This window comes from Nitriliruptor sp. (genome assembly GCF_040882075.1).
In the GTDB taxonomy this organism is placed as follows: Bacteria; Actinomycetota; Nitriliruptoria; order Nitriliruptorales; family Nitriliruptoraceae; genus Nitriliruptor.
Genome location: NZ_JBBEBZ010000013.1, coordinates 20,441 through 46,712, shown reverse-complemented (window position 1 = coordinate 46,712; position 26,272 = coordinate 20,441). Strand labels below are relative to the sequence as shown.

Annotated in this window: 23 protein-coding genes and 1 tRNA gene; 11 read left to right on the top strand and 13 right to left on the bottom strand. The window is 72.6% G+C overall.

Annotated elements, in window-relative coordinates; genetic code table 11:
• The first annotated feature begins 128 nt into the window (after positions 1-128).
• Both selA and selB read left to right on the top strand, forming a co-directional pair.
• Positions 129-1,685: an L-seryl-tRNA(Sec) selenium transferase gene (gene selA / locus WEB03_RS01030; protein WP_368069113.1), complete on the top strand. Its 1,557-nt coding sequence runs from the start codon at positions 129-131 to the stop codon at positions 1,683-1,685.
• Entirely contained in the window at positions 1,682-3,634 is a 1,953-nt protein-coding gene (gene selB / locus WEB03_RS01025) for a selenocysteine-specific translation elongation factor (protein ID WP_368069115.1), read from the top strand. Before selA ends, selB begins: the two co-directional genes overlap by 4 nt.
• A 228-nt stretch (positions 3,635-3,862) precedes the next feature.
• On the opposite strand, the gene WEB03_RS01020 is transcribed toward selB, so the two are convergent.
• The 5 genes from WEB03_RS01020 to WEB03_RS01000 form a co-directional block, all read right to left on the bottom strand.
• Positions 3,863-4,339 (bottom strand): hypothetical protein, encoded by a 477-nt coding sequence (locus tag WEB03_RS01020; RefSeq protein ID WP_368069112.1) that lies wholly within the window; start codon positions 4,337-4,339, stop codon positions 3,863-3,865.
• Positions 4,340-4,364: 25 nt separating this feature from the next.
• Positions 4,365-4,832: a RidA family protein gene (locus tag WEB03_RS01015; RefSeq protein ID WP_368069111.1), complete on the bottom strand. Its 468-nt coding sequence runs from the start codon at positions 4,830-4,832 to the stop codon at positions 4,365-4,367.
• Positions 4,833-4,900: 68 nt separating this feature from the next.
• Positions 4,901-5,041 carry a hypothetical protein gene (locus WEB03_RS01010; RefSeq protein ID WP_368069110.1) on the bottom strand — a complete coding sequence of 47 codons (141 nt, stop codon included), beginning with the start codon at positions 5,039-5,041 and terminating at the stop codon, positions 4,901-4,903.
• Positions 5,042-5,104: 63 nt separating this feature from the next.
• Positions 5,105-5,425 carry a WhiB family transcriptional regulator gene (locus tag WEB03_RS01005; RefSeq protein WP_368069109.1) on the bottom strand — a complete coding sequence of 107 codons (321 nt, stop codon included), beginning with the start codon at positions 5,423-5,425 and terminating at the stop codon, positions 5,105-5,107.
• A 161-nt stretch (positions 5,426-5,586) separates the two neighbouring features.
• Positions 5,587-6,966, bottom strand: coding sequence for a nodulation protein NfeD (locus WEB03_RS01000; protein WP_368069108.1), 1,380 nt, complete (start codon positions 6,964-6,966; stop codon positions 5,587-5,589).
• A gap of 63 nt (positions 6,967-7,029) precedes the next feature.
• Between WEB03_RS01000 and WEB03_RS00995 the strand changes: the two genes are divergently transcribed.
• The 3 genes from WEB03_RS00995 to WEB03_RS00985 are packed head-to-tail and all read left to right on the top strand — an operon-like array spanning position 7,030 to position 10,045.
• Entirely contained in the window at positions 7,030-8,091 is a 1,062-nt protein-coding gene (locus WEB03_RS00995; RefSeq protein WP_368069107.1) for an ArsA family ATPase, read from the top strand.
• Positions 8,088-9,293: an ArsA family ATPase gene (locus WEB03_RS00990; protein WP_368069106.1), complete on the top strand. Its 1,206-nt coding sequence runs from the start codon at positions 8,088-8,090 to the stop codon at positions 9,291-9,293. The genes WEB03_RS00995 and WEB03_RS00990 overlap by 4 nt, the downstream gene beginning before the upstream one ends.
• Positions 9,290-10,045 carry a hypothetical protein gene (locus WEB03_RS00985; protein WP_368069105.1) on the top strand — a complete coding sequence of 252 codons (756 nt, stop codon included), beginning with the start codon at positions 9,290-9,292 and terminating at the stop codon, positions 10,043-10,045. Before WEB03_RS00990 ends, WEB03_RS00985 begins: the two co-directional genes overlap by 4 nt.
• A 30-nt stretch (positions 10,046-10,075) precedes the next feature.
• On the opposite strand, the gene WEB03_RS00980 is transcribed toward WEB03_RS00985, so the two are convergent.
• The gene (locus WEB03_RS00980) at positions 10,076-10,315 is read right to left on the bottom strand and encodes a WhiB family transcriptional regulator (RefSeq protein ID WP_368069104.1); all 240 of its coding nucleotides are present in this window, start codon (positions 10,313-10,315) and stop codon (positions 10,076-10,078) included.
• Positions 10,316-10,638: 323 nt separating this feature from the next.
• On the opposite strand from WEB03_RS00980, the gene WEB03_RS00975 reads away from it, so the two are divergent.
• The 4 genes from WEB03_RS00975 (at position 10,639) to WEB03_RS00960 (ending at position 14,889) form a co-directional block, all read left to right on the top strand.
• Entirely contained in the window at positions 10,639-13,431 is a 2,793-nt protein-coding gene (locus tag WEB03_RS00975; RefSeq protein ID WP_368069103.1) for a transglycosylase domain-containing protein, read from the top strand.
• The gene (locus tag WEB03_RS00970) at positions 13,428-14,333 is read left to right on the top strand and encodes a metallophosphoesterase (protein ID WP_368069102.1); all 906 of its coding nucleotides are present in this window, start codon (positions 13,428-13,430) and stop codon (positions 14,331-14,333) included. Before WEB03_RS00975 ends, WEB03_RS00970 begins: the two co-directional genes overlap by 4 nt.
• Positions 14,334-14,490: 157 nt before the next feature.
• Positions 14,491-14,567 (top strand) — tRNA-Pro (locus tag WEB03_RS00965).
• A gap of 34 nt (positions 14,568-14,601) precedes the next feature.
• The gene (locus WEB03_RS00960; RefSeq protein ID WP_368069101.1) at positions 14,602-14,889 is read left to right on the top strand and encodes a MazG nucleotide pyrophosphohydrolase domain-containing protein; all 288 of its coding nucleotides are present in this window, start codon (positions 14,602-14,604) and stop codon (positions 14,887-14,889) included.
• 39 nt (positions 14,890-14,928) lie between these two features.
• Here WEB03_RS00960 and WEB03_RS00955 read toward each other — a convergent pair whose 3' ends face one another.
• The 3 genes from WEB03_RS00955 to WEB03_RS00945 all read right to left on the bottom strand — a co-directional run bounded on the left by WEB03_RS00955 (position 14,929) and on the right by WEB03_RS00945 (position 19,241).
• Entirely contained in the window at positions 14,929-16,650 is a 1,722-nt protein-coding gene (locus WEB03_RS00955) for a BCCT family transporter (protein WP_368069100.1), read from the bottom strand.
• 288 nt (positions 16,651-16,938) lie between these two features.
• Positions 16,939-17,994 (bottom strand): aspartate-semialdehyde dehydrogenase, encoded by a 1,056-nt coding sequence (locus tag WEB03_RS00950; RefSeq protein WP_368069099.1) that lies wholly within the window; start codon positions 17,992-17,994, stop codon positions 16,939-16,941.
• The gene (locus tag WEB03_RS00945) at positions 17,994-19,241 is read right to left on the bottom strand and encodes an aspartate kinase (RefSeq protein WP_368069114.1); all 1,248 of its coding nucleotides are present in this window, start codon (positions 19,239-19,241) and stop codon (positions 17,994-17,996) included. The genes WEB03_RS00950 and WEB03_RS00945 overlap by 1 nt, the downstream gene beginning before the upstream one ends.
• A 334-nt stretch (positions 19,242-19,575) precedes the next feature.
• Here WEB03_RS00945 and WEB03_RS00940 point away from each other — a divergent pair, with 334 nt between their 5' ends.
• Positions 19,576-19,860 carry a hypothetical protein gene (locus tag WEB03_RS00940; protein ID WP_368069098.1) on the top strand — a complete coding sequence of 95 codons (285 nt, stop codon included), beginning with the start codon at positions 19,576-19,578 and terminating at the stop codon, positions 19,858-19,860.
• Between the two features lie 136 nt (positions 19,861-19,996).
• Positions 19,997-20,800 carry a hypothetical protein gene (locus WEB03_RS00935; RefSeq protein ID WP_368069097.1) on the top strand — a complete coding sequence of 268 codons (804 nt, stop codon included), beginning with the start codon at positions 19,997-19,999 and terminating at the stop codon, positions 20,798-20,800.
• Between the two features lie 220 nt (positions 20,801-21,020).
• Here the strand turns inward: WEB03_RS00935 and WEB03_RS00930 are convergent, their stop codons facing one another.
• From WEB03_RS00930 to dnaX, 4 genes are all read right to left on the bottom strand, one after another.
• Entirely contained in the window at positions 21,021-21,926 is a 906-nt protein-coding gene (locus tag WEB03_RS00930; RefSeq protein WP_368069096.1) for a type IV toxin-antitoxin system AbiEi family antitoxin domain-containing protein, read from the bottom strand.
• A 215-nt stretch (positions 21,927-22,141) separates the two neighbouring features.
• Complete coding sequence (gene recR / locus WEB03_RS00925) at positions 22,142-22,738, bottom strand: recombination mediator RecR (RefSeq protein ID WP_368069095.1); 597 nt, start codon at positions 22,736-22,738, stop codon at positions 22,142-22,144.
• Between the two features lie 96 nt (positions 22,739-22,834).
• Positions 22,835-24,028, bottom strand: a complete 1,194-nt coding sequence (locus WEB03_RS00920) for an MFS transporter (protein WP_368069094.1) — start codon at positions 24,026-24,028, stop codon at positions 22,835-22,837.
• A gap of 5 nt (positions 24,029-24,033) precedes the next feature.
• Positions 24,034-26,157 (bottom strand): DNA polymerase III subunit gamma/tau, encoded by a 2,124-nt coding sequence (gene dnaX, locus WEB03_RS00915; protein ID WP_368069093.1) that lies wholly within the window; start codon positions 26,155-26,157, stop codon positions 24,034-24,036.
• Between the last annotated feature and the right edge of the window lie 115 nt (positions 26,158-26,272).

Here is a 26,272-nt window from a genome sequence, read left to right as displayed (position 1 = left end):
CCGAGCCGTCGCCCGGCGAACGCCCACCACTTGCCGTCATCAGACTGCATCCGCGTCGGTGGGCCGGGGTGGGCCTGCTGGCCGCACTGTGCTCGACTGACGGTCCGCCCGAGGCCCGAAGGTTGCACGTGACCGACCTGCGCTCCGTTCCCGATCCCCGCGCCGACCTGCCGCAGGTCGACGCGGTGGTCCGCGTTCTCGGCGACCTCGTGACGTCGGTCGGCCACGGCCCGGTGACGGGCGCGGTCCGCGCCGAACTCGACGAGCGACGGTCGACGCTGTCGCCGGGCGGTACGGCCCCGACGCTCGCCGAGGTGGCGGACGCCGCCGCCGGACGGGTGCGGGCGGGCCGTGCCGGGAAGCTGGTCGCCGTCGTCAACGCCACCGGGGTGGTGCTCCACACCAACCTCGGGCGTGCCCCGCTGTCGGCCGCGGCCCGCGACGCGGCCATCGCCGCCGCGGGCTACAGCTCGGTCGAGCTCGACCTCGACACCGGTGAGCGCGGATCGCGCACGGCCCACGTGGGGGAGCTGGCCGCGGCGGCGTGCGGCACCGAAGCGGCGACGGTCGTGAACAACGGCGCTGGTGCCCTGCTGCTGGTCCTGGCGGCGTTGGCCGGCGGCCGCGAGGTCATCGTCTCCCGCGGCGAGCTGGTCGAGATCGGCGGGTCCTACCGGCTGCCCGACGTGATGGAGGCAGCCGGCGTCGAGCTCGTCGAGGTGGGGACCACGAACCGGACGCGGCTGGCCGACCACCGCCGAGCCGTCGGCCCCGACACCGGCCTGCTGCTGAAGGTGCACCGGTCCAACTTCGACATCGTCGGCTTCACCGAGGACGCGTCGCTGCCCGACCTGGTCGACCTCGGCCGCGAGGTCGACGTGCCGGTCGTCCACGACCTCGGTTCAGGCCTGCTGGTGGACCCGCCGCACGGGTCGCCGCTGGCGGGCGAGCCGTCGGTCGCTGCCTCCGTCGCGGCCGGCGCCGACCTCGTGGTCATCTCTGGCGACAAGCTGCTCGGCGGCCCGCAGGCAGGGATCATCGCCGGGCGCGCCGACCTCGTCACGGCTTGCCGAGCCCACCCCCTGGCACGCGCGCTGCGGATCGACGCCATGCAGCGCGCCGCCCTCGAGGTGACGCTGGCGACCCACCTCCGTGACCCCGTCCCGCACGAGCTCCCGGCCGTGGCGATGCTCCACGCCGACGTCGAGGTGCTGCGGGAGCGGGCGCTCCGCGTCGCAGCGGCCTGCGGCCCGGACGCCGAGGCCGTCGCGACGACCGGTCGCGTGGGTGGCGGATCGCTGCCCACCAAGGAGCTGCCGTCGTGGGCGGTCGCGATCGGCGGGGGTTCTTCCGCGGAAGAGGGTCGGGGGTCCGCGGAGGGAGAAGGAGGCACTTCTTCCGCGGAAGAAGCCTGTGGTCCGACCGCTTCCGCGGAAGCGCTCGCCGCGGCGCTCCGTGCGGGCGATCCGCCGGTCCTCGGACGGATCAGCGAGGGCCGGTTGCTGCTGGACCTGCGAACGGTGCCGCCGAGCGGCGACGGGCAGCTGGTCGAGCTCGTGGCCATCGCCCGCACGGTCGCCGCCCGCAGCGCCGCCGCCCGGGCCGAGGCTGACCGCGGCGGGGTGCCAGCGGTGCCGGCCCCCGATCCGACCTCGCCTCACCGCGCGGGCTCGGAGGACGTCTGACCGGGCAGCGCGTCCTCGTCACCGCCGGGCACGTCGACCACGGCAAGTCCACCCTGGTCCGCGCCCTCACGGGCACCGATCCCGACCGGCTCGCTGAGGAACAGCGCCGCGGCCTGACGATCGAGCTCGGCTTCGCGTGGTGCGAGCTGCCGCCGAGCCCGGACGGCACCCGCCAGACCGCAGCGTTCGTCGACGTGCCAGGGCACGAGCGCTTCATCGGGACGATGCTCGCCGGCGCCGGGCCGGCGCCCGCCGCGCTCCTGGTGGTCGCCGCGGACGACGGCTGGTCGGCGCAGACCGAGGAACACGTCGAGGTCCTCGACCTGCTCGGTGTCCACGGTCTGGCGGTCGCGGTCACCAAGACCGACACGGTCCCGGCCGAGCGGACCGACGAGGTGGTCGCCGACGTGACCGGGCGCCTCGCCGGTACCAGCCTCGAGGGCGCACCGGTGGTCCGCACCGCCGCCCCCGACCGCGTCGGGATCGACGAGCTCGAGCGGGTGCTCGCCGACCGGTTCGCCCTCCGGCCAGCTCCCACCGACCACGGGCGTCCGCGGCTGTGGGTCGACCGGGTGTTCCCCGTCCGCGGCGCCGGCACGGTCGTGACCGGCACGCTCGCTGGCGGCGTCGTCCGGGCGGGCGACGCGCTCCGGGTGTTCCCGGGAGACCACGACGTGCGGGTCCGGGGCATCCAGACCCTCGGCCGCGACGTCGAGATCGCGGCGCCTGGGACCCGGGTGGCCCTGAACCTCGTCGGCATCGACCGTGACGGCATCTCACGCGGCGACGCGGTCGTCGGTGGTGGACCGTGGCGGTCGACGACCCGCCTGAACGCCGTGGTCCGGGCCTTGCCAGGACGGACCGTGGACCGGGCCGGCGCGTGGGTCGTCCACGCCGGGTCGGCGTCGGTCCCGGCACGGGTGCTGCCGCTGACCGACCCGATCGTCGGCGAACGGACCGGCCGAGGTGGTGCCTGGAGCACCACCGCGCTCGCGAAGGATGCTGGAGCGGACGACGGTCCGACGTACCTGGCCAACGTGGGGGCGGTGCGCCTGCTGCTGGACGCACCCCTGCCGCTGGTCGCCGGCGACCGGCTGGTGCTCCGCGAATCGGGCCGCCGCGAGACGACCGCAGGCGGGCAGGTCGTCGACCCCGATCCGGGGCCGCCACCGCGCGGGCGTGCGGCGCGGGAAGCGCAGGTGCTGGCGCTCGGACGCATCGCGGCAGCGGAGGGACCCGCCGGGCGCCTCGCCGCGCTGCTCGAGCTGCACGGTGGTGTGCTCCCGGGGACCGCGGCCCTCGCGGCCGCGGGCGTGCCAACCGGCGGGCCTCGACCGGCCGGCATCCTCGCGGTGGGTGGCCACGCCGTGCTCGAGTCGGTGTGGCTCGGCTGGACCGAAACCGTCGTCGCGGCCGCGGGTGGGGACAGCACGACCCGCGAACGGCTGACCGTTGCGGCCGCCGCAGCTGGCGCACCGCCCGACGTCGCGGCCGAGCTCCCCGACCGGTTGGTCACCGACGGTCAGCTCGTCCGGACCCCGACCGGGTTCGCCGTCGCCGGCGCCGAGGTGACCGACACCCGGTCGGCCCTCGACGAGCAGCTGCTGGCGGCCCTGCGCGCCGAACCGTTCTCGCCGCCGGACCTCACCGCCACGGCCAAGGCGCTCGGGATCGATCACCGCGGGGTGAACCGCCTGGTCCAGGCAGGTGCGATCGTCCGCGCCGGCAAGGTGGCGTTCGCCGCCGACGCGGTCACGCGAGCCGTCGACCTGCTCGAGGACCTCGAGGCCGCCACGGGAGCGTTCGCCGCGGCCCAGGCCAAGGACGCGTGGGGAACCACCCGCCGCTACGCGATCCCGCTCCTCGAGCACCTCGACCGCACGCGCGTCACCGACTTCGACGGCCAACTCCGCACCCTCACCGACCGCCGCCCCACCTCTCCGGCCTAGAGAACACGCGCGGACGCGGGTTCCCTCGGCCCACCGCCGACCTCGGACCGGCCACCCGCCCAGAGAACAGGCGCGGACGCGGGTTCCCTCGGACCAGCGCCGACCTCGGACCGGCCACCCGCCCAGAGAACAGGCGCGGACGCGGGTTCCCTCGGACCAGCGCCGACCTCGGACCGGCCACCCGCCCAGAGAACAGGCGCGGACGCGGGTTCCCTCGGACGCGGACCCTCAGACGGGGGCGGGGCCGGCCTGACCGGGGGTGTCCTCAACGTCGTCGGTGGGGCCGGGCAGGGAGCCCTCGTCGCTGCCGTCGCGCCGACTGGCCTTCATCTGCGACTCGTGCACGTGGCGCCGGCCGCCGAGCAGCGCGTCACGGACCTCGCGTTCGAGCTCGACCGCGACCCGCCAGTAGGTGTCGTCGAAAGCCTCGACGATCTCGAAGGTCCAGCGGTCGGGGAGGGCGTTGCGCCCGACCCACTCGGTGGACAGGCGGTCGGCCAGCTCGGTGTGCCCTGCCGCACGCAGCTGCTGCACGCCCTCGCCGAGGACGAGGTCGGCGCGACCCATCTGCTGGTGGAAGGTGTAGAGGGCCCCGCGGGCGCGGATCATCCACTCGAACGCCTCGCTGACCTTGCCCACCGCCTCGACCGTAGCGTCGTCGGTGCCGTCGGGACGGGCGTGGTCCGGGTCCGGCTGCTCGGGCACGCCCGGCTCCTGTCTCGAGATCGCGTCAGGCGAGGTGGAGGATCGCCTCCACCTCGACGGGGCTGTCGAGCGGCAGCGAGGCGACACCGACCGCGGACCGGGCGTGCACCCCGGCATCGCCGAGCACCTCGGCGACCAGCGTCGATGCGCCGTTGGCGACGAGGTGCTGTTCGGTGAAGTCCGGTGTCGAGGCCACGAACACGGTGAGCTTGACCACGCGGACCCGGTCGAGGTCCGCGTCGGCGCCCCCGGCAGCTGCCCGCGCGACCGCCAGGACGTTGATGGCGGCGCTGCGGGCGAGGTCCGCCGCCTGCTCGGTGGTGACCTGGTCACCGCACCGGCCGGTCGCTGGCAGCGCACCGTCGACCAACGGCAGCTGCCCGGCCGTCAGCACGAGATCACCGACCGTGGCCCACGGCTGGTAGGCCGCGGCGGGCGCGGGCGGGTCGGGCAACGTCAGCCCGAGCTCGGACAGGCGGTCGGCAGCTCCCACGGCGCGCTCCTTGCTTCTTGCGAGATCGGCGTCCGCCCCTGGTGGGTCGGACGGGCGGATACCGCCGCTCAGTCCGCGAGCGGACGCTTGAAGTAGGCGACGTTGTCGACCACGCAGACCAGCTCCCACCCGTCGCCGCCCCACTGGTTCAGGATCTGTTGGAGGGCGTGGCTGATCAGGGGGGCGGTGGCGTACTCCCAGCGCGTCACGGGGCACCTCGGCTCGTCGACCTGGCGCGGCCGGAGATGACCGCGGGCCGCGAACCTACGCCGTCAGGCGCTGCGCGGCATGGGCCGCTGCTCGCGAGCGACCAGCGTCCGCCGGTCCGCCTCGCCGAGCCCGCCCCACACGCCGTACAGCTCGCCCTCGGCGATGGCGTGCTCGCGGCAGGCCTCGAGCGCGGGGCAACCGGCGCAGACGGCCTTGGCCCGGGCTTCGCGGGCGAGACGCTCCCGCTTGGGCTCGAACCGGTTGGGCCCGAAGAAGAGCACCGGGTCCTCGGTTCGGCAGCGCGCGCCGCGCTCCCACGCATCCTCCGCCCGGGCCGCCACCAGCTCGGCGATCCGGTCCATCATCTCGTTCCGCTCACGCAACGCCCATCCCCCTCGGTGCTGGCCGACGCGCCGACGGGGACACTACGTCCGGGTGGTAGGGGTTGACTAGACCCAGACCGCTCGCGGTCGTTACTCACCCGCTCACCACCGCAAGCACCAGAGGTCGCCGCTCGAGCCGACGAGGGCCAGGCGGCGAGGGATCAGGCGCTGGCGGGACCGCTGGCGCCGGTCGGGGCCGTCTCCACACGCTCAGGATCGAACGCTTCGACCAGCACCACGGGGCCATCGACGGCGTGGACGCGCACCGGCGTGCCGACCTTGGCGCGCTTCGCGTCACCGGTCCAGCGGGCCCGCCAGAGGGCGCCGTCGAGGTAGACGTGCCCCTCCGGGTTGAGCACCGAGCGCACGATCCCGACCTTGCCCACCAGGTCGTCGACGGTCACGCCCTCGGGACCGGCCTGGGCACGCAGGATCGAGGTCATGACGAGGACGAAGAACGCGAAGACGGTGACGGTGGTCGCGATCACCAGCCACACCGGCAACGCCAGCACCTCGGCGTCGTAGAAGTTGAGCGAGCCGACGACGAAGGCGACGGTCGCGGCCAGCGTCACCGGTCCGAAGCCGGCGACGGCCGTATCGACCGCGTACAGCAGCAGGCCGAGCACCACGAGCGCGACCGCCCACCAGGTCACGGGAAGCACCGTCAGCCCGAAGGCGCCGATGGCGGTGGTGATGAGCCCGGCCAGCCCGGCGACGCCGAAGCCGGGTTGGAAGACCTCGAACAGCAGCATGCCGAGGCCGACGGTGAGAAGCAGGTAGATGAAGGGTGCGGTGGTCGCTGCGTGCAGCAGGCGACGCAGCAGGCCGAGCGAGTGGAAGCGGACACCCACCTCGTCGCCCTGGATGGTCAGCACCTGGCCGCCCACCTCGGTGCCGTCGAGTTCCAGCAGGAGCGAGTCGAGCCCGGCGACGGTGAGGTCGGAGAGGCCGAGCGACTCGAGCTCCTCGGCGGGGACCATCCGCGTGAGGAGGGCGTCGAGGTCGGCGCCGGCATCCGGGGCCAGCTCGTCAGCGCGGTCCCGGACCGGGTAGGCGTCGGCCTCGTCGGTGAGGTCGGCGGGCGTCAGCGGCCCCACGGTCGCGTCGAGAGCGACCGCACGGACGTCGGCGGCCAGCCACAGCAACCCGGCGGCTCCGGCCGCGCGGGGCGCCGACCCGAGCGGGCCGACCAGGACGGCGACCGGGACCGGGGAGTCCTGGATGGCGGCGAGCAGCTCGTCGGTGTCGACCGAGACGCCGCCACCCGCGTCGAGCTGCAGCACCACCAGGACCGACCCCTCGTCGGCAGCCAGCTCGAGGACCTCGAGGATCTGCGCGGAGGTCGGGGGGTCGAGGAAGCCGTCGAGGGGCAGGATCTCGACCAGCCGGTCGGCGGACTTGGCTTCGGTGGTCGGCAGCCCACCGGCCCCGTCCTGGCCCTCGGTCTGCGCCGTCGCGAGCGTGGCCGTGAGGCCGAGCAGCAGCCCGGCGAGCACGACGAGGAGGAGGGTCCGGCGGAGCGCCGGTGCGAGGGAGCTCATGGGCGCGGAGGGTACCGGCGGACGGCCGGGGTCCCGGTCCCCGCCTGAGTAGGCTCGCGGTCTATGCCTCCACCGCTACCCGACGGCTTCGATGGCCTCCTCCCAGCCAACGTGGTGATCGTCACCGGGAAGGGCGGCGTCGGGAAGACCACCGTCGCCGCCTCGCTCGCGCTCGCCGCAGCGTCCTCCGGACGACGGACGCTCCTGGTCGAGGTCGAGGGGCGTCAAGGGTTCCACCGCACCTTCGGCACCCACCCCTGGGACTACGCCGAGCGCGAGTTCCGGTCCGGTCTCTGGGGTGCGGCGCTCGACCCGGCGGACTCGGTCTACGAGTACCTCGAGATGTTCTACGGCCTCAAGCGCGTCCAGTGGCTGATGGAACGCTCGAACGCGCTCGATTTCGTCACGACCGCCGCCCCCGGCCTGCGTGACCTCCTGCTCATCGGCAAGATCTACGAGATCGAGGCGCGCCGGCGCGAGGACGGCCGCCGCCAGTACGACCTCATCGTGGTCGACGCCCCACCGACCGGCCGGATCGTGCCGTTCCTCGAGGCACCGGAGGGTGTCACCGAGATCGTGCGGGTCGGACCGATCAAGCGACAGGCGGGCCAGATCCGCGACATGCTGCAGAACCCCCGCCGGGTCCAGGCGATCATCGTCACCCTGCTCGAGGAGATGCCGGTCCAGGAGACGGTCGAGGCTGTCGCCGCCCTGACCGCCGCCGGCGTCGCCGTCGGACCGATCGTCGCCAACCAGGTGGTCCGTCCACGGCTCGACGACGCCGCGACCACGGCGTTGGTCGCGCTCGGCGCCGAGGGACTGCAGCGTCGCGCCGAGGAAGTCGGGGCGACGATGTCCGGCCGCACGGCGGAGCTGGCGCTGCAGGTCGCCACCGAGCACCACTCCCGGGTCGACATGCAGCGACGGCTCCGGGGCGAGCTCGAGACCCGCACCGGGCACGGTGTCCTGAACCTGCCCCTGCTCACCGGGGCGAGCTTCGACCTGCGCGACATCGAGGTGCTCGCCGACACCCTCGCGGTGCAGGTCGGCGAACCTGGCCCCCGCGCGGCCGACCTTCTCGACGGCATCGTCGACCTCGACGCCGACCGTGGAGGTCACGCGTGAGCCCCGGACGGGTGGGCCCCGGGAAGACCGACGGACGGGTGGGCCCCGAGAAGACCGACGGACGGGTGGGCCCCGGGAAGACCCACGGCCTCGAGGACTCGATCCGCGACGCGCACGTGCTGGTCACGACCGGCGCCGGCGGGGTCGGCAAGACCACGACCGCGGCTGCGCTCGGCGTCGCCGCGGCGCGGCAGGGTCGCCGGGTGCTGGTGCTGACCATCGACCCGGCCCGCCGCCTCGCGCAGGCGATGGGGCTCGACGGGCTCGACGACACCCCCGCTCGGGTCCCGCTGCCCGACGAGGTGACGGGTGAACTGCACGCGATGATGCTGGACATGCAGACCACCTTCGACCGGCTCATCGACACCCACGCGACCTCGCCCGCCAACGCCCGCGCGATCAAGTCCAACCGCATCTACCGGACCCTGTCGTCGACCCTGTCGGGCACCCAGGAGTACATGGCGATGGAGCGGCTCCACGAGCTCCACGAGACCGGCGAGTGGGACCTGCTGGTGGTCGACACCCCGCCGACCCGCAGCGCGCTCGACTTCCTCGACGCCCCGAAGCGCATGACCTCGTTCCTCGACGGCAAGCTGCTGCGCCTGCTGCTCAAGCCGTCGGTGGCTGCGGGTCGCGGCGTCGGCAAGGCCATCGGGTTCGGCGCGACGGCGTTCATCCGCGTGGCCGGCAAGGTCACCGGCATGGACCTGCTCGAGGACCTCGCCGACTTCTTCCGCAACTTCGAAGGCATGTACGACGGGTTCAAGGAGCGAGCGGCGCAGGTGCTCGTCCTCCTGCAGCAGCCCTCCTCCCGGTTCGTCGTGGTGACCTCGCCCGAGCCGCCGCCGCTGCGCGAGGCGAGGTTCTTCCTCGAACGGCTCGAGCAGGAGGGCCTCAACGCGGCGGGGCTCGTGGTCAACCGGGTCCGCCCCGAGGTCCCGCGCGATCCCTCCGATGCCGCGCTCGCCCGCGCCGCCGAGGCACAACCGGACGACGACCTCGGCCGCGGGGTCGCCGGGGCGCTGTTCCTGCTCGGCGACGTCCGCGGCCTGGCCGCCCGGCAGCGCCGCGACGTCGACGCCGCCCGGTACGGGCTCCGGGTCGACCCGGTCGTCCACGTGCCGCTGCTCGGGGACGACGTGCACGACCTCGATGGCCTCAGCGCCATCGCGACCACCCTGACGACGGGGAGCACCAGGTGAGCGAGTCAGACGCGGGACACGACACGGACCAGGACGGGGACGGGGACGGGACCGCCACCGACCAGGAGCTCGGAGACCTCCCTGGCGTGGCCCCTGGCGACCCGACGGAGGCCGCCGGCGCGGGTGACGACGCCTCGGCTACCACGGCCGACAGCGCGGACGAGGAGGACGGGGACGAACCACACGTCTCATCCGCACTCGCGGCCGTCGCGCAGGCGTCGACCCCTCCCCGACCACCCCGCCGCACCGGGGTCTTCCTCGATCCCGAGGACCTGCGGACCCACGTGGGCGCGCTGCTGCGGGCGATCCTCGGCGGCTACGAGGTCGACACCTTCGGCAACTACACCTTCACCCACGAGGGCGCACGCATCTTCGTGACCGTCAACGGGTCGCCGATCGGCCCGCAGGTGGGCGTGTTCTCGGTGACCAACCTCGAGCTCGACCTGAGCCCCGAACTCGCGACCTTCCTGCTCGTCACCAACCACACGCTCGGGTTCGGCGCCTTCAGCTACGACACCGGCAACCGCGCGGTGTGGCTGCGCCACACCCTGCTCGGCACGACGCTCGATGGCCCGGAGCTGCAGAGCGCCGTCGCGGCCGTCGCGACGACCGCCGCTCGGCTCGATCACCCGATCCGGGACCGCTTCGGTGGCCGGACCTTCGCGGACGCGCCCGACGACGTGCAACGGGGCGTGGAACCTCCCCAGGTCGATCCCGAACCGTCGGCACCGAACGCGTCCGGATACCTGTAGCCGCCGTGCCCAGCGCGATGCGGGTGGCGACTAGCTGACGCGCGCCAACGCGCTGCGGCGCGCGAAGGCACGACGCTGGCGCTCGGTCAGACCGCCCCAGACACCGTGATCGATGTCGTGGCTGATGGCGTAGGTGAGGCACTGGTCCTTGACCGGACAGCGGGCGCAGACCTTGAGAGCCGGGCGCGCCTCGTGGAGGCCACGGGCGAAGAACAGCTCCGGGTCGACCCCTCGACAGCGGGCCTGATCCGCCCAGTCCTGGTCCTCCACGACCCCTCCTCCCACGTGCGGCCGCGTCCCAACGGTCGAGACCGCACGGCCCACATGTGGACGCTACGGACCGTCGAGCCGATGCTCCATAGCTCCGATGGGGGGTCTTGATCCGCCGAGGCGACTAGTCACAAGGCCCGGATCGAGGTGCCGCGGCGTGCCCGGCCGGGGCCTCCCGACGGCTGGGACGCGCCGCCGACCTCGGCGCACGCTCGGACGACCACGGACACCGTCCGTCGGTACCCTCCGGGCTCGCCAACGTCGCGGCCGAAGCGGCACACCGCGCGACGGCGCCACCGTCCCGTCCGAGGAGCACCCCCGTCGTGACCGCCGCGGCACCGTCCGGACGCTACGGCCCCATCGTCGCCCGTTTGAGCCTGGTGCTCGCGGTCGCGGCCGGGGTCGGTGTCCTGCTCGGCGTACTGGTGCTGCCCGCCGCCCTCGCCGCGTCGGACGTGCTGACCAGCTTCGAGCGGGACGTGCTCGACCTGCCACCGCTCGGCGAGGCGGACACGCCGCCGCAGAACTCCTACGTCTACGCCGCTGACGGCGACGAGCTCGCGGAGCTGACCTTCGAGGAGAACCGCGTCCCGGTCACCTTGGAGCAGATCCCCCCGGACGCGGTCAACGCCGTGCTCGCCACCGAGGACGCCGACTTCTACACCCACAACGGTGTCAACCACACCGCGATCGTCCGGGCCGCCCTCACCAACCTCCGGTCCGGCGGCATCGAGTCGGGCGCGTCCACCATCACCCAGCAGTACGTCAAGCTCGCGTTCCTCAGCCCGGAGCAGACCTTCGCGCGCAAGATCCAGGAGGGCATCTACGCCGTCGAGCTCGAGGAGCAGCTCCCCAAGGACGAGATCCTCGAGCGCTACCTCAACCGGTCCTACTACGGCTCGGGTGTCTACGGCATCGGCACGGCAGCGCAGCGGTACTTCTCCAAGCCGGTCGGCGAGCTGAGCCTCGGTGAAGCCGCGACCCTCGCAGGGATCCTGCGCAGCCCCGAGCGCAACAACCCGATCGCGGACCCGGACAACGCCCGCAACCGGCGCGACATCGTGCTCCGCCAGATGGCCGTCCACGGCTTCGTCAGCGACGCCCAGGCCCGCGCGGCGATCGACGCCCCGCTCGAGCCGACCATCTCCGAGCCACCTCCGCCGGAGAACCCGTACTGGGTCGAGTGGGTGTCGCGGCTGCTGACCAACGACGACGTCGCCCGTGCCCTCGGCAGCCAGACCGACGCGCTCGACGCGATGGGGTCGTCCTTCGAGGAACGTCGCCGCACGGTCTTCCAGTCGGGGTTGCGGATCCACACGACCCTCGAACCCGAGCTCCAGGCCGCGGCCGAGGCCTCGCTCCGCGACCACCTCAGCTACGAGGACGAGCCCGCCGAGGAGATCGCCCGCGAACCGTCGGGGGCCATCGTCTCGATCGAGCCGTCGACCGGCGCGATCGTGGCCATGGCCGTCGGCCCGCGGGCGTACGGCAGCTGCAGCGAGGACGGCAGCTGGGTCGGCACCGGCCCCCGTGGCGAACTGCTGTGCGACCGGACCAAGGTCAACCCGGCCGTCCCGACCAACCCGGGCGCGGACCAGGGTGCGCCGGAGGGCCGCCAGCCGGGGTCGGCGATGAAGCCGCTGCTCATCGCGGCCGCGCTCGAGGACGGTGTCTCGCCCGCGCTGACGGTCGACGCGACCGGACCGCAGGACATCGAGGGCTGCGCGAACCAGGGTCGGCCCTACACCGTCAGGAACTCGGGCGGCAACGGCGTGCTCGACATGTACGAGGCGGTCAAGCAGTCCTCGAACGTCTACCACGCCCTGCTGATCGCCGACATCGGTCCCGACAAGCTCCTCGACGTGGCCGGCCGGTTCGGCATCGACACCACCGACCACGTGCCCGGCTGCTCGCTCGCGCTCGGCACGGGGCCGACGACCCCGCTCGAGATGGCGTCCGCGTACGCGACGTTCGCCAACCGCGGCGTCCACTGCGCCCCCTTCCCGATCACCCGCATCGAGGACGCCGAGGGGCGGGTCATCTGGGAGCACCAGCCCGACTGCACCCAGGTCATCGACACCGAGGTCGTCGATCGCGTCGTCGACATCATGGTCGGCTCGGTCCAGCCAGGCGGGACCGCCCCCGGCGCGAACCTCGGCCGGTGGCCGACGCGCGGCAAGACCGGGACCACCAACAGCTACGTCGACGCCTGGTTCGTCGGCTACATCAAGCAGCTCGCGACGGCGGCCTGGATCGGGTACGACAACGGGACGCTGTCGTTCGAGACCGAGGACGCCGCGCGTGCGGTCTGCGGTTCCGGCGAGGGCGCGACCTTCCAGAGCGGCGAGGTGTGGGTCTGCCCCGAGCCGACGGCACAGACGCTCGAGAACGTCCGCATCGCCGGTCAGCAGCGGGCGCGCGTGTTCGGATCCACCATCCCCGCCCCGATGTGGGCGCAGTACATGCGTCAGGCCGTCCAGCGCTTCGATCCCGAGGGCTTCCCCGACCCCGGTCCGCTCCCGACGGGATCCGTCCCGAACGTCCTGCGCGCCGGTTCGGTCGCCGAGGCGGAGCGGATCGCGATGGCCGCGGGCTTCCGGTTGCGCACCGCCGAGGTCGACGATCACCGCCCCGCCGGCACCTTCGTGGAGCAGCGTCCAGGGAGCGGGGCCCGTGCCCCGCTCGGTACCCAGATCATCCTCGAGATCTCCAACGGTGAGGGCACACCACCGACGGTCCCATCGGTGGTGGGGATGACGCTCGCCGACGCCACCGGCGTGCTGACCGGCGCGGGTTACGGGGTCCGCCGCGTCGACGTCGAGGTGAACGACGCCGGGTCGGTGGGGCGTGTCCTCCGCCAGTCGCCGGGCGCGGGGTCGGCCCTCGTCCCCTACGACCCGGACGTCTCCATCGTCGTCGTCGAGGTCGGGATCGAGTCGACCACGCCGGAGCCGGCCCCGACCACCCCGACCGTTCCGCCGGGTGGCGGTGACGGCGACGGTGGTGACGGCGGTGGTGACGGCGGCGACGGTGGTGACGGAGGCGCCGACGGGCAGGGCGGCTCCGACGGAGGAGGCGGGCGCGGTGGCGGCCCGCCGTCGGACCGGGATCCGTGATCGGCCGCCTCGCTGCCAGCGCGATCGGTGCGGGTGCCGCGACGGCTGCCTACGCGACGCTCGTCGAGCCGCGTTGGTACCGGGTCCGTCACCGCCGCTTCGAGCGGGCGCTGCGCCACCCCGGTCGCCTCCGGATCCTGCACATCGCCGACACCCACCTCGCCCCCTGGCAGGACCACCGGGTGCGGTTCCTGGCGTCGCTCGCCGACCTCGACCACGACCTGGTCATCGCCACCGGTGACCTGCTCGGGTGGGCCGACCACGAGGACGCCACCGCCAGGGCGCTGGCACCGCTGACCTCGGGCGGACGACCCGGCATCGTCGTGCTCGGGTCGAACGACCGCTTCGGGCCGGTGGCCAAGTCCCCGCTGGCGTACTTCACCGCACCGGAGCGGCGGGTCCACGGTCGGCGGCTCGACACCGCTCGGTTCGTCGGAGCGCTCGAGCATCACGGCTACCAGGTCCTGGTGGACGCGACCGCGGAGGTGGCGACGCCGGCGGGCACCGTGGCCGTCGGCGGGATCGACGACCCCCACCTCGCCTTCGGTCGGGGCCGCAGCCCCGACGAGGTCCTGCCGCCGGCCACCCAGGTCGCGCCGACCGACCTCGATGCCACGCTGCGGCTCGGCCTGGTGCACGCCCCCTACCAGGCGGCGCTCGACCGGCTCGTCGACGCTGGCCACGACGTGCTGCTGGCCGGGCACACCCACGGCGGGCAGGTGCGTCTGCCGGGGGTCGGTGCGTTGACCGCCAACTGCGACATCCCACTCGACCAGGCCCGCGGAGCGTCCCGGTGGCGCGGTCGGTTCCTGCACGTCTCACCGGGGCTCGGCCACTCGGCGTACGCGCCGGTGCGGTTCGCGTGCCGCCCCGAAGCGACGCTGATCGAGCTGACCGGCTGACGCCCGGACCAGCGTCCCGGACGCGCCGAACGTCGGTTCCCGCGGCCGATCGGCTCGTCGCATCCCGCCCGTGCGCGCCGTTCGGGGGATGTTTCGCACCCCCTCACGGGCAGGTGTACGCTCCCGCCCGCTCCTGTTCGGGGGCGCCCTCGTACGACGGGATGTGGCGCAGCTTGGTAGCGCGCCTCGTTCGGGACGAGGAGGTCGTGGGTTCGAATCCCGCCATCCCGACCACACCGAGGGTCGTCCCCGAGCAGGAGCGTTCGCGTTGGACCTCGCCGAGCTGCAGGCCACCATCCGCGCCACCTACGGCGAGGCAGATCGTGCCCGCGGTGTCGACGCGACCTTCGGCTGGTTCGTCGAGGAGGTCGGCGAGCTGTCCCGTGCGATCCGGCGCGAGGGCCACGGCCGGCAGGTCGAGGAGTTCGGTGACGTCCTGGCCTGGCTCGTGACCCTGGCCGATCTGTGCGACGTCGACATCACCGAGGCAGCCCGCCGCTACGGACACGGGTGCCCGAAGTGCGACGCGTCGCCGTGCACCTGCGTCCACGGCTGAAGCGTCGCCGTCCGGCCAGCGCCGTCCCGTGATCCGGGATCAGGTGCGGTCCCTCAACCCGGCGCCGCCGCCGTCCGTCGACGCCTTCGCCTCGGTCAGGTCGAGCTCGCGTTCTCGCAGGTCGAGCTCACGCTCGCGCTGCGCGAGCTCCTGCTGGCGCAGCTCCAAGTCACGCTGCGCGCGCTCACGGCGGACCGCGTCCTCGACCGTCAGCGGGGGAGCGGGGGCCCGGCGAGTTGGCGCCGCACCTCGCTCCTGACGCAGACCTCTGAGCAACGACCAGGTCGCCAGCAGCAGCACGATCGCGAACGGGAAGCCGGCCGAGACGGCACCGGCTTGCAGGCCGGTCAACGCTTCCTCGCCCGCCAGCAGCAGCGCCGCGGCGACGAGTCCCTCGGTGATGGCCCAGAACACCCGGGTCTCGACGGCCGGGTGTAGGTCCCCGCCGGATGTGAGCATGTCGACGACGAACGACCCGGAGTCCGACGAGGTCACGAAGAACACCACGACCACGAAGATGACCAGCAGCGACAGCGCGGTGACCACGCCGCCCGGCAGACCGAGGTTCTCGATGAGGGCGAACATCGCGACGTCCTCGCCGGCTTCGGTGACCTCGTCGATCACCGCCGGGAGGCCGAGGGCGGTGTTGCCGAAGATGGTGAACCACGCGAACGAGGCGATGGTCGGGGCCAGCAGGACACCGAGGACGAACTCGCGGATGGTCCGGCCGCGGGAGACGCGGGCGATGAACATGCCGACGAACGGCGACCAGCTGATCCACCACGCCCAGTAGAAGATCGTCCAGTCCCCGAGGAACGCTTCGGCCTCCTCACCCGCGTAGGTGCCCGTGAAGGCCAGTGTCCGGAAGATGCCCTGGATGTAGTTGCCGGTGTTCTCCACGAACGCGAACAGCAGGAAGACCGTCGGCCCGACCAGCAGCACGATCACCGCCAGGGTCGTCGCCGCCACGATGTTGACCTGCGACAGCCGCTTGATGCCCTTGTCGAGACCGCTCACGACCGAGATGGTCGCGAAGGCGGTGATCACCCCGATGATCAGCAGCAGACCGCCGTCGCCACCGTCCCAGCCGAAGACCCGTTCGAGGCCTGCGGCGACCTGGGTCGCACCGAGCCCGAGCGAGGTGGCGATCCCGAACATGGTCGCCACGACCGCGAGCACGTCGATGGCGTGACCGATCGGGCCGTTGATGCGGTCGCCGAGCAACGGGTGGAACAGCGACCGGATCGTCATCGGCAGGCCCTTGCGGAACCCGAAGTAGGCCAAGCCGAGCCCGATGATCGCGTAGATGGCCCACGGGCTGAAGCCCCAGTGGTGGAAGGCGAAGTTCATCGCCTCCTGCGCCGCCTCGGGGGTACCGGCCTCCGCCCGTGGTGGTGAACCGGCCATGTAGATCGGCTCGGCGACCCCCCAGAAGACCAGCCCGATGCCCATCCCGGCGCTGAACAGCATCGCGAACCACGCGCCGGTCGAGTAGTCGGGCGTGCTGTCGTCGGGCCCGAGCTTGATCCGGCCGTAGGAGCTGATGGCCAGGAAGATGGCGACACCGAGCAGGATCGCCACGGTCGCGATCAGGAACCACCCGAAGGTGTCCTGGATGAACCCCTGGGTGGCGGCGAACGCCGACCCTGCGGCCTCCGTGGCGACCATGGTGAAGACCACGATCGCCAGGATGATCCCGGCCGAGGCCGGGAAGACGACGGGGTGGACGCTGGCACGGATGGCAGCGAGGCGGTCAGACACGGGGCAGCTCCAGCGTCGACGACGAGGGTCGACGGCGCGACGAGGTGCTGGCCCCGCTGCGGCGTCGACTCGACCCTACGCAGCTGGATGAGGTCGTCCCGAGCCCGAGGCGTCCGTACGGCCGCACCCGTGCGGTTCGAGGGACGTTCGGCCGGTCGGGGGCGAGGCGGGGCCTCAGCCTCGGCAGATCCTGGCTCTCAGGCGCCAGCAACCGCGGCCCCAACCGCCGGGCGACGACCCGCCGTCGGCAGTTCCTGGCTGCCAGGCGCCAGGATCCGCCGGGAAGGGTCAGCCGCGGACGACGAGCTCGGCGATCTGCACGGCGTTGAGCGCGGCGCCCTTCAGCAGGTTGTCCCCGACCACGAAGATGTTGGCGCTGTGCGGGTCGGTGAGGTCCTCACGGATCCGTCCCACCAGCACCTCGTCGCGTCCCGCCGAGCCGAGCGGTGTCGGGTAGGCGAGCGGTTCACCGTCGAGCCCGGTGCCGTCCTCGACCAGCAGCCCCGGGGCGCCGTCGAAGGCCTCGAGCAGGCCGTCGCGGGTGACGGGCTCGGCGAAGGTCAACCGGGCGGCGATGCCGTGACCGACCACCACCGGGACGCGCACGCACGTCGGCGAGATCCGCAGCGCGGGCAGGTGGAGGATCTTGCGCGACTCGTTGACGAGCTTCCACTCCTCGTCGGTGTAACGCTCGTCGGTGAAGTTGCCGCAGTGCGCCAGGACGTTGAACGCGATCGGCTTGCTGAAGGTCTCCGCCTCCACGGCCGCTTCGGCGTCGAGCCCGCGGGTGCGCAGACGTTCCTCGTCGCCGATCAGTTCGGCGCTCTGCTCGAGCAGCTCGGAGATCCCGCCCTGCCCGGCGCCACCGGCAGCTTGGTAGCTGGTGGCGACCACGTCGGTGAGGCCGAACGCGTCGTGCAACGGCTTGGCCGCGACCATCAGCACCATCGTGGTGCAGTTCGGGTTCGCGATGATGCCCTTCGGACGCGTACGAACCGCGTCCGGGTTCACCTCGCTCACGACCAGCGGCACCTCGTCGTCCATGCGGAACGCCGAGCTGTTGTCGATCACGACCGCGCCCTGCTCGGCGGCGACGGGTGCCCACTGCTTCGAGCGTGCACCGCCGGCGGAGAACAGCGCGATGTCGACGCCGGCGAAGGCGTCCTCGGAGACGGCGCGGACCTCGACCTCGCCGTCCCGCCAGGGCAGCTTCGACCCCGCGGATCGTTCCGAGGCGAGGAAGACCGGCTCGCCGTCGAGATCGAAGGAACGGTCGGCGAGCAGGCGGCGCATCTCGCGTCCGACCGCGCCGGTGGCCCCGACGATGGCGACCTTGGCACCCATCAGGACACCTCCTCGGTCACGACGAGCTCCTCGGAGAGCCCGAACGCTTCGTGGACGGCCTTCACCGCGGGCTCGACCTGGTCCTTGGCGACGACGACCGACACACGGATGGTGGAGGTCGAGATCATCTCGATGTTGACGCCGGCATCCGACAGCGCGCTGAACATCTTGGCAGCGACCCCGGGGTGGGTCTTCATGCCGGCCCCGACGAGCGACACCTTCGCGACGTCCTCGTCGACGATCACCCCTGCGGCCCCGATGCTCTCGGTGAAGGGCTCGAGGATGGCACGGGCCTGGCTGGTGTCGCCTCGTGGCAGGGTGAAGGAGATGTCCGTGCGCCCGTCCGCCGCGACGTTCTGGACGATCATGTCGATGTTGATGTTCGCGTCGGCCAGCGTCGAGAACAGCTTGGCGGCGATGCCGGGCTGGTCGGACACCTGTGTCACGGTGACCTTGGCCTCGGAGGTGTCGTGCGCGACACCTGAGATGATCGCGTCCTCCACGGTGGACTCCTCCTTCGGCCCGACCCACGTGCCGGGCGTGTAACTGAACGACGAACGGACGTGGATCCGCACGCCGTGGTTGCGACCGAACTCGACCGAGCGGGTCTGGAGGACCCCGGCGCCGTGCGCGGTCAGCTCGAGCGCTTCCTCGTAGGAGAGGTAACGGAGCTTGCGGGCTGACGACACGAGACGGGGGTCGGCGGTGAAGACCCCGTCGACGTCGGTGTAGATCTCGCACACGTCGGCGCCGAGTGCCGCGGCGAGCGCGACGGCCGTCGTGTCGGAGCCGCCCCGGCCGAGGGTGGTGATGTCCTTGGTGTCCTGGCTCACCCCCTGGAAACCGGCGACGATGACCACGTTGCCCTCGTCGAGAGCCTCCTGCACGCGGCCCGGGGTGATCTCGAGGATGCGCGCCTTGCCGTGCACCGCGTCGGTGATGATCCCGGCCTGCGACCCGGTGAAGGACTTGGCGGGCACGCCGCGTTCGGCGAGCGCCATGGCCAGCAGCGACATCGAGATGCGCTCGCCGGAGGTGAGCAGGATGTCGAGCTCGCGCTGCGGCGGGGCGTCGGAGATCCGCTGCGCCATCGCGACGAGATCGTCGGTGGTCTTGCCCATGGCCGAGACCACGACGACGGTCTGGTTGCCGTCGCGGTGGGTGCGTGACACACGGTCCGCGACGCGCTTCATGCGGTCGGTGTCACCGACCGACGTCCCGCCGTACTTCTGCACCACGATGCTCACGGCTGCGACCGCCTCGCCACCCACGTCGTCGGGAGCACCCGCGGGGCGGGACGCGGGACGCTCCGACACGGGTCGACCGCCCGAGCTCCGGGGCGGTCGCCCCGAGGGTAGCTGCCAGCTCGGGAGGTCCCGTGCGGCTGGGGCGCGACCGTCCCGTCGACCGGTCCCGACGCCGGGTCCGTCGTGACTACCCTCCGGCCGGTCGGCCGAGCCCGAGGACCCCTACGCCATCCCCGACGAGATCGACGTCGCCTACGTCCAGTCCGTCGTCGACGCCATCCTCGACGCCCCCGAAGACCCACTGCTCGAGGCCTACCGCACGGGTCCGCACGACATGCCGCCGCAGGACCTCATCGACGCGCTCCGCGCCACCCGGACCCCCGACGTCGCGGCGACCACCTTCGCGCGCCACGCAACGAATCTGAGCGACGAGACGGTGATCGCGGAGCAGTTGGCGTTCCTCGAGGACGCGCCAGCGCTCCGTTGGGAGGTGCAGGAACTCGAGGTGGGTCAGGCCGACTGCGTCATCGTCCGGTTCGAGTACCCAGAGGGTGCAGCCACGCCAGAGGGCAGGACCGCGCTCGTCCCCAAACAGGGGCAGCGTGACCCGGGGGCTTGAACCCGACCCCGTGGCTGATCGACCTGAGCGGTTCGACGGACACCTACAGCCTCGCTGATCTCGAGGCGCGATGCGCCATGGACCACTTCGCTGAAGAGACCGAGGGAGAGGCCGGGGCAAGAGGCGGACCCTGAGCGTGATCGCGGTGACCGCGATGCTGACCATGCCGAGCTCGGGTGCAGCAGCGCAGACGTGCAACCTCCCTGAGTTCGACGATCGCGGGAACCTCACCGGCAGGTGCCTCGACCCGGAGCCGGGACAGTCCGGGAACGGCAACGGCAACGGGCAGGGTGTCTCCTGGACGCCCCCGCCAGGCTGGGAGCGTGTCGAGTACCGCATCCCCGACTACGAGGACGACGGCACGCCCTGCATCCGCATCGTGTACGAATGGATGCCCGGGGAGCAGGCGGCCAACCACACCACGATGACGAACTACGCCTGGTTCCGGTGGTACGACCGGCTGACAGCTGACGGTTCCACGATGGAAGCCTGCACGGTGGAGGCTGGCGCACCAGCGATCGACCCGGCGATGGTCCGGCAGATGATCGTCTCGCAGCTGCCGCTGCCCGCGCCGAGCATCGACCCAGGTCGTGCCATCACGGGGCTGCGCAGCTACCTCGACGTCGGCGCTCCGACCACCTTCAACGATGGAATCACCGGAGACGTCCTGCCGATCCAGGTCACCATCGACGGGACCGCGCAGTACCGCGTCGACTGGGGCGACGGGACGGTCGAGACCTACCCCTCCTCCGGGGGCCCCTACCCGGACGGGGACATCACCCACGTCTACACCGACGCGGGCGACCACACCGTCACCGTCACGCCGGTGTGGACGGTCAGGTGGCAGGGCGGTGGGCTGGACGTCTCCTTCACGGCGGAGCTCGTGCCCTCGACCGTCGACCTGCCGGTCGGCGAGGTGCAATCGGTCCGCACCGACTGACTCGGAGCGGGACCGGTCGGGGAGTCCCGTCGACCGGATGGTTGAGCTGGAGGCTGACCCGTAGGGCTCCCGCGGTTGCAGTCATCAGGCTGCAACCGCGCGACGGGTCCCGGTCTCGGGGGCGAAGCAGCTCGCCCCCCGCCCGGATGCAGTCACCAGACTGCAACCGGAGCCGACCTCGGGTCCGGTAGGCGCAGCGGGCGGAGGGCGCCACCGACCATCAGGCGGAACGGCGGTCTTCGAGTCGGTCCGCGCGCAGGCGTCGCAGACGACGACGGAGTTCCTCGGGGTGTCGTCGATCCGCGGCCGTGACGTGGACGACGAGGTAGCCGAGCGCTTCGAGGCGGCGGTCGCGCTCAGCGTCGCGGGCGCGGTCTCGTTCGTCCTCGTGGGTCGGACCATCCGATTCGATGACGATGCTGCAGTCCCGGAGGAGGGCGTCCACCCGCAGGTCGGGGGCGACCCACACCTGCCACTCCACGGGGCAGCCGATGCCCGCGAACAGCACATCGAGGTCCCGCTCACCGGGCGACTCCGGACGGGCTGCATCGAGGAGGCCCAACCGTTCGAGACGTGGCACGCCCGGGTGGTCGGGTAGATCGGCCGCGAGCCGAGCCAGGTCAGCAGCGCCTCGCCGGGTCCGCCAGCGCAGCCGATCCGCCGCGAGCACCAGGGCGTCGTCGTCCTCGAGGTCCACCGCGAGTTCGAGGAGGTTGCGCACCGGGGTGACCGAGGGGAGCGACCCGATCGTGGCGCTGTTCTCCTGCGGTGCCGGATCGGGCCGCCAGTCGAAGGGCACCGGCGCGAGCCGGCGTCCGGGCGGCACCAGCACGGTGAACCCGCACTCCTCGACCTCGTAGCCCTCGCAGCCGATGAGCGCGAGCAGCAGCGGCCCGCTGACTCGTGCCTCGCCGTGACAGCGACGTAGAGCGACCATGGCGTCCTGAGCGCGAGTCCGAGGGGTGCCGGTTCGTCGGTACACGCCGCGGGCCGCCCACTCGAGCTGGCCGCGCCGGACCATGGCGTCGACCTGCGCTCGCCGGTAGCCCAGCGAGAACAGCTGACGCCGGCCGATCACCCCGAGCTGGGCGCGGAGCAGGGCCAGTGCAACATCGTCGAGAGCCATGTCCTGAGCATCTCGTAAGGACCGCTCCGCCCGTCGACGACGTGACGGGACCTGTGGAGAACCCATCCGGCCGTGTTCGGTTGCAGTCACCAGACTGCAAGCGGGGCCGAGCGCCGAGCGCCGAGCGCCGGGGCAGCCCACCCGGCGGCCGTGTTCGGTTGCAGTCACCAGACTGCAAGTGGGGCGGGACGCCTGCCGCTGGACGAGGTGTGTCTTCAGTCGACGTCGCGGCGGCCGGAGAAGGCTCGCCCGAGGGTCACCTCGTCGGCGTAGTCGAGGTCGCCACCGACGGGCAGCCCGCTCGCCAGGCGCGTCACCCGGATCCCGAGGGGGCTCAGCAGCCTGGAGAGGTACGAGGAGGTCGCCTCACCCTCGATGTTCGGGTTCAGGGCGAGGATGATCTCCGACACCGGTTCGCCGTCGAGCCGGCCGATGAGCTCCTCGACGTGGAGGTCGTCGGGCCCGATGCCGTCGATGGGCGAGATGGCCCCACCGAGCACGTGGTAGCGCCCGCGGTACTCACGGGTGCGTTCGATAGCCACGACGTCGCGGGGTTCGCCGACGACGCACAGCACGCTGGCGTCGCGGCGGGGATCGCGACAGATCCGGCACTCCTCCTGCTCGCTGACGTTCCAGCAGCGGGCGCAGAACCGGACGGTGTCCTTGACCTTGGTGATCGCTGCAGTGAGGCGGCGTGCGTCGGCCGGGTCGACCTGGAGGATGTGAAAGGCGATCCGCTGCGCGCTCTTCGGCCCGATGCCGGGCAACCGGCCGAGCTCGTCGATGAGGTCCTGGACGGCACCCTCGTACACGCGTGGACCTCGAGGTGGGAGCGGGCAGAGCCGAACGACGAGCGTACCGAGGTGCCCCGCGGCGCCCACGGATGCGGAGCGGCCACAACGGTGAGGTCAGCTGCTCGTCGACACGCGTTCGGGGCGGGCCATCGGCACCAGGGCAGCCGCGATGACCGCGAGGACGGCGATGATGAGCAACGCCGGTGTCCGGGTCCCGGAGAGGGTCGTCAGTGCCCCGCCGACGACGGGTCCGATCGCGGCCCCGACACCCCTCGTCACCGACGACAGCCCGAGGACGATCCCGAGCGAGCTGCCCGGGAGCGCGTCCGCGCTGAAGATGCTCTCGGCCGGGACGAGCGCACCGATCCCGACCCCAGCCACGACCGCGAACAGGACCGCCATCCCGAGCTCACCGGCGAACGGCAGGACCAGACACGACGCGCCGACGAGGAGGTGCGACAGCCGAAGGGTGGTCCGCGACCCGAGACGGCGAACGAGCCAGGGCATCGGGATCCGGCCGGCGAGCTGCAGGAACCCCCTGGCGCCAGCGAGCCCCGAGGCCAGCGCGAGCGTCAGCCCGGCCCCCATCATGACCGGGACCTGGTAGAGGATCAGCAGCGAGGTGACGACACCGCTGGCGAAGGTCGTGGCCAGCAGCGCCACCACCGTCCGGTCACGGCGGGCAGCGGCGAGCACCCGACGCAACGGCGGCTGGCTCTCGTCCGGGCCACGGCCGTCCGGGACGGCAACGGCCGCCAGGAGGAACGTGAGCGCGACCACGACACCGATCAACCGCAGGGTCGGGCGCCACCCGAGCCCGAGCACCACCCAGGCGACCAGCGGGAGGAAGATCGGGCTCGCGAACGCGCCCCACAGGGTGTTGGTGGTGATGGCACCGGCGCGAGCATCGGCTGAGACCAGCTGCGCGATGACGGTGTGCACCGCCGCGTAGTACCCGAGCGCGCCGGTCACGCTGCCGGCGGCGACCGCGGCCACGGCGAACACCCACCCGCCATCGGCGGCAGCAGCCACGAGGTAGGCGCCCAGCGCGAGGACGGCGCCCACGGCGTACACCCGGCGCGAACCGTGGCGGTGCAGCAGCCGGCCGGCCAGCGTCGCCAGCAGGCCGGCCCCGAACAGCGACAGGCCGTAGGCAGACGACAGGGTCGCCTCGGGCCAACCCGTGTCGGTACGGATCGGTTCGAGCAGGACCCCGTAGCCGTAGAACCAGACCCCGAAACCGACGATGGTGACCACGCCGAGAACGACGGTGGCGCGGACCGGGAGTCCTCTGGCGTCGGTCGGCACGGCTCTCAGTCGGCCGAGGGCGGCGGGCGGTGCTCGAGGAGCTCGGCACCGAGTTCCTCGACGAGCAGCGCATCGGTCGCCGAGGCATCGGGGACCGTCGGCGCCACGTGTTCGGCCTCGCGGACGTCGGCGACCTCGTCGGCGGTCGGCTCGCCGTCCATCACCGGCGTGCGGGCGTCCGCGGGGGTGAGCGTCGGTGGCTGCGGGCGACGGCGATCATCGTCGCCCTCGATGACCACGTCGACCCGGACCTTCAGGCCCGTCGAGCGTTCGACGGCGTCACCGAGCGACTCGCTGAACTCGCCCTTGGTCGCGTTCGCCGCGTGGAACGACGCGTACCGCTTCGGGTAGCGCAGCGTCAGGATGCGGTTGCGGACGCGCAGCGGGGTCGCGGGTTCGAAGACAGCGTGGTGGCGACGCGAGCGCTGCTTGACCAGCTCGAGGATCGAGTCCCACCGGGCGAGCACGAGCGCATCCGGATCCTCGTCGGCCGCGTCCGACGTTCCGTCGGCCGGTGCATCCTCGGACGGCGCAGCGTCGATCGTGGCTCCCTCAGCGGTGACGGCGCTCGGCTCGGCTGGCGCAGGTTCAAGGACCGCAGGTTCGGGGACCGCAGGTTCGGGGACCACAGGTTCGGCAGCCGCCTCCGCAGACTCATCCGGTTCCGAGGGTGTCGGGGTCGGGTCAGGCGCGGAGGGATCCGATGCAGCAACGGCGGGAGCGGGCGACCCGGGAGCGGGCGACCCGGGAGCCGGCGACCCAAGAGCGGGCGACCCGGGAGCGGGCGACCCGGGGACCGGCTCGGCGGGAGCCGACCTCTTGGAGGAGGCCGCAGCGGCCGCAGCGCGGGCGGCGGCCCGCGCGTCCCCTGGCGCCGGACGGGCGGCAGCAGCCGGAGCTTCGGAGGCGGCCGCGGGCGACTCCGGGGCGGCGACCGCCGGGACGGTCACTCGCGGGGCGGTCGGCCCTCCAGCTTCGAGGCGTCCGACGCGGTCGGCGAGCTCGGCGACGTCCCCGTCAGCGCCCGGGGTCGCGAGCGTCGCGAGGGCGAGCTCGAGCGGCAGCCGGGGCGACCCCTGGCGCTGCTCGGCGAGGGTCTCGGCGAACGTCGCGACGGCGCGCAGCAGCGACTCCTGCGGCAGCGCGGCCGTCTGCGCCTGGAGTCGGCGACGGCGGTCGTCGGTCGCGTCGACCAGGTCGGGACGGTCCGGCGCGACCTGCAGGACCAGCAGGTCACGCAGGTGCTGGACGAGGTCGAGGGTGAAGCGACGCAGGTCGTGGCCGTCGTCGGACAGGGACTGGACGAGCCCGAGCAGCCCGGCGAGGTCGCGCTCGCCGAGGAGGTCGACCGCCTCGACGACCCGTTCGAGGGGGGTGTGGCCGAGGACCGCGGCGACCGACTCCGCCGTCACCTCGCCACCGTGGGCCTGATCGGTGTCGGCGCCGGAGTACGCCAGGACCTGCTCGAGCACGGACAGGGTGTCTCGGACCGAGCCATCACCGGCGCGCACGACCGCCTCGACGGCGCCGTCCTCGATCGCGTACCCCTCGTCGTCGCAGACGCGGCGGACGTGGTCGCCGACCTCGTCGGCGGCGACGCGACGCAGGTCGAGCCGCTGGACGCGCGACAGGATGGTCGGCAGGACCTTCTGGGGGTCGGTGGTCGCCATCGCGAACATCACGTGCCCCGGCGGTTCCTCGATGAGCTTGAGCAGCGCGTTGAACGCCGCCGCCGACGCCATGTGCACCTCGTCGAGGATGTACACCTTGCGACGCGCGCTCGCGGGGGCGAACAGGGCGCGGTCACGCAGCTCGCGGGCGTCGTCGACACCGCCGTGCGAGGCCATGTCGAGCTCGATGACGTCGACCGACGACCCCTCGGTGATCGCGGTGCACTGCCCGCAGGTCCCGCACGGTGTGGGCGTCGGCCCGTCCTCGCAGTTGATGGCCTTGGCCAGGATGCGCGCGGTCGAGGTCTTGCCCGTCCCGCGCGGCCCGGTGAACAGGTAGGCGTGGTGGAGGCGGTCCTCCTCGAGCGCGTGGACCAACGTCTGGATCACGTGCTTCTGCCCGACGATGTCGCCGAAGGTCGCGGGGCGGTAACGGCGGTACAGCGAGACGTAGGCCACGTTGGTGAGCTCCGGAGGACGGGCGTGAGGACGTGCCGCGGGCACGCACCCGCGCATCGTACGGCCGGGTGCGACCCGGGCTCCCGGCGTGCACGGCTGCCGCCGCGCCTGAGCG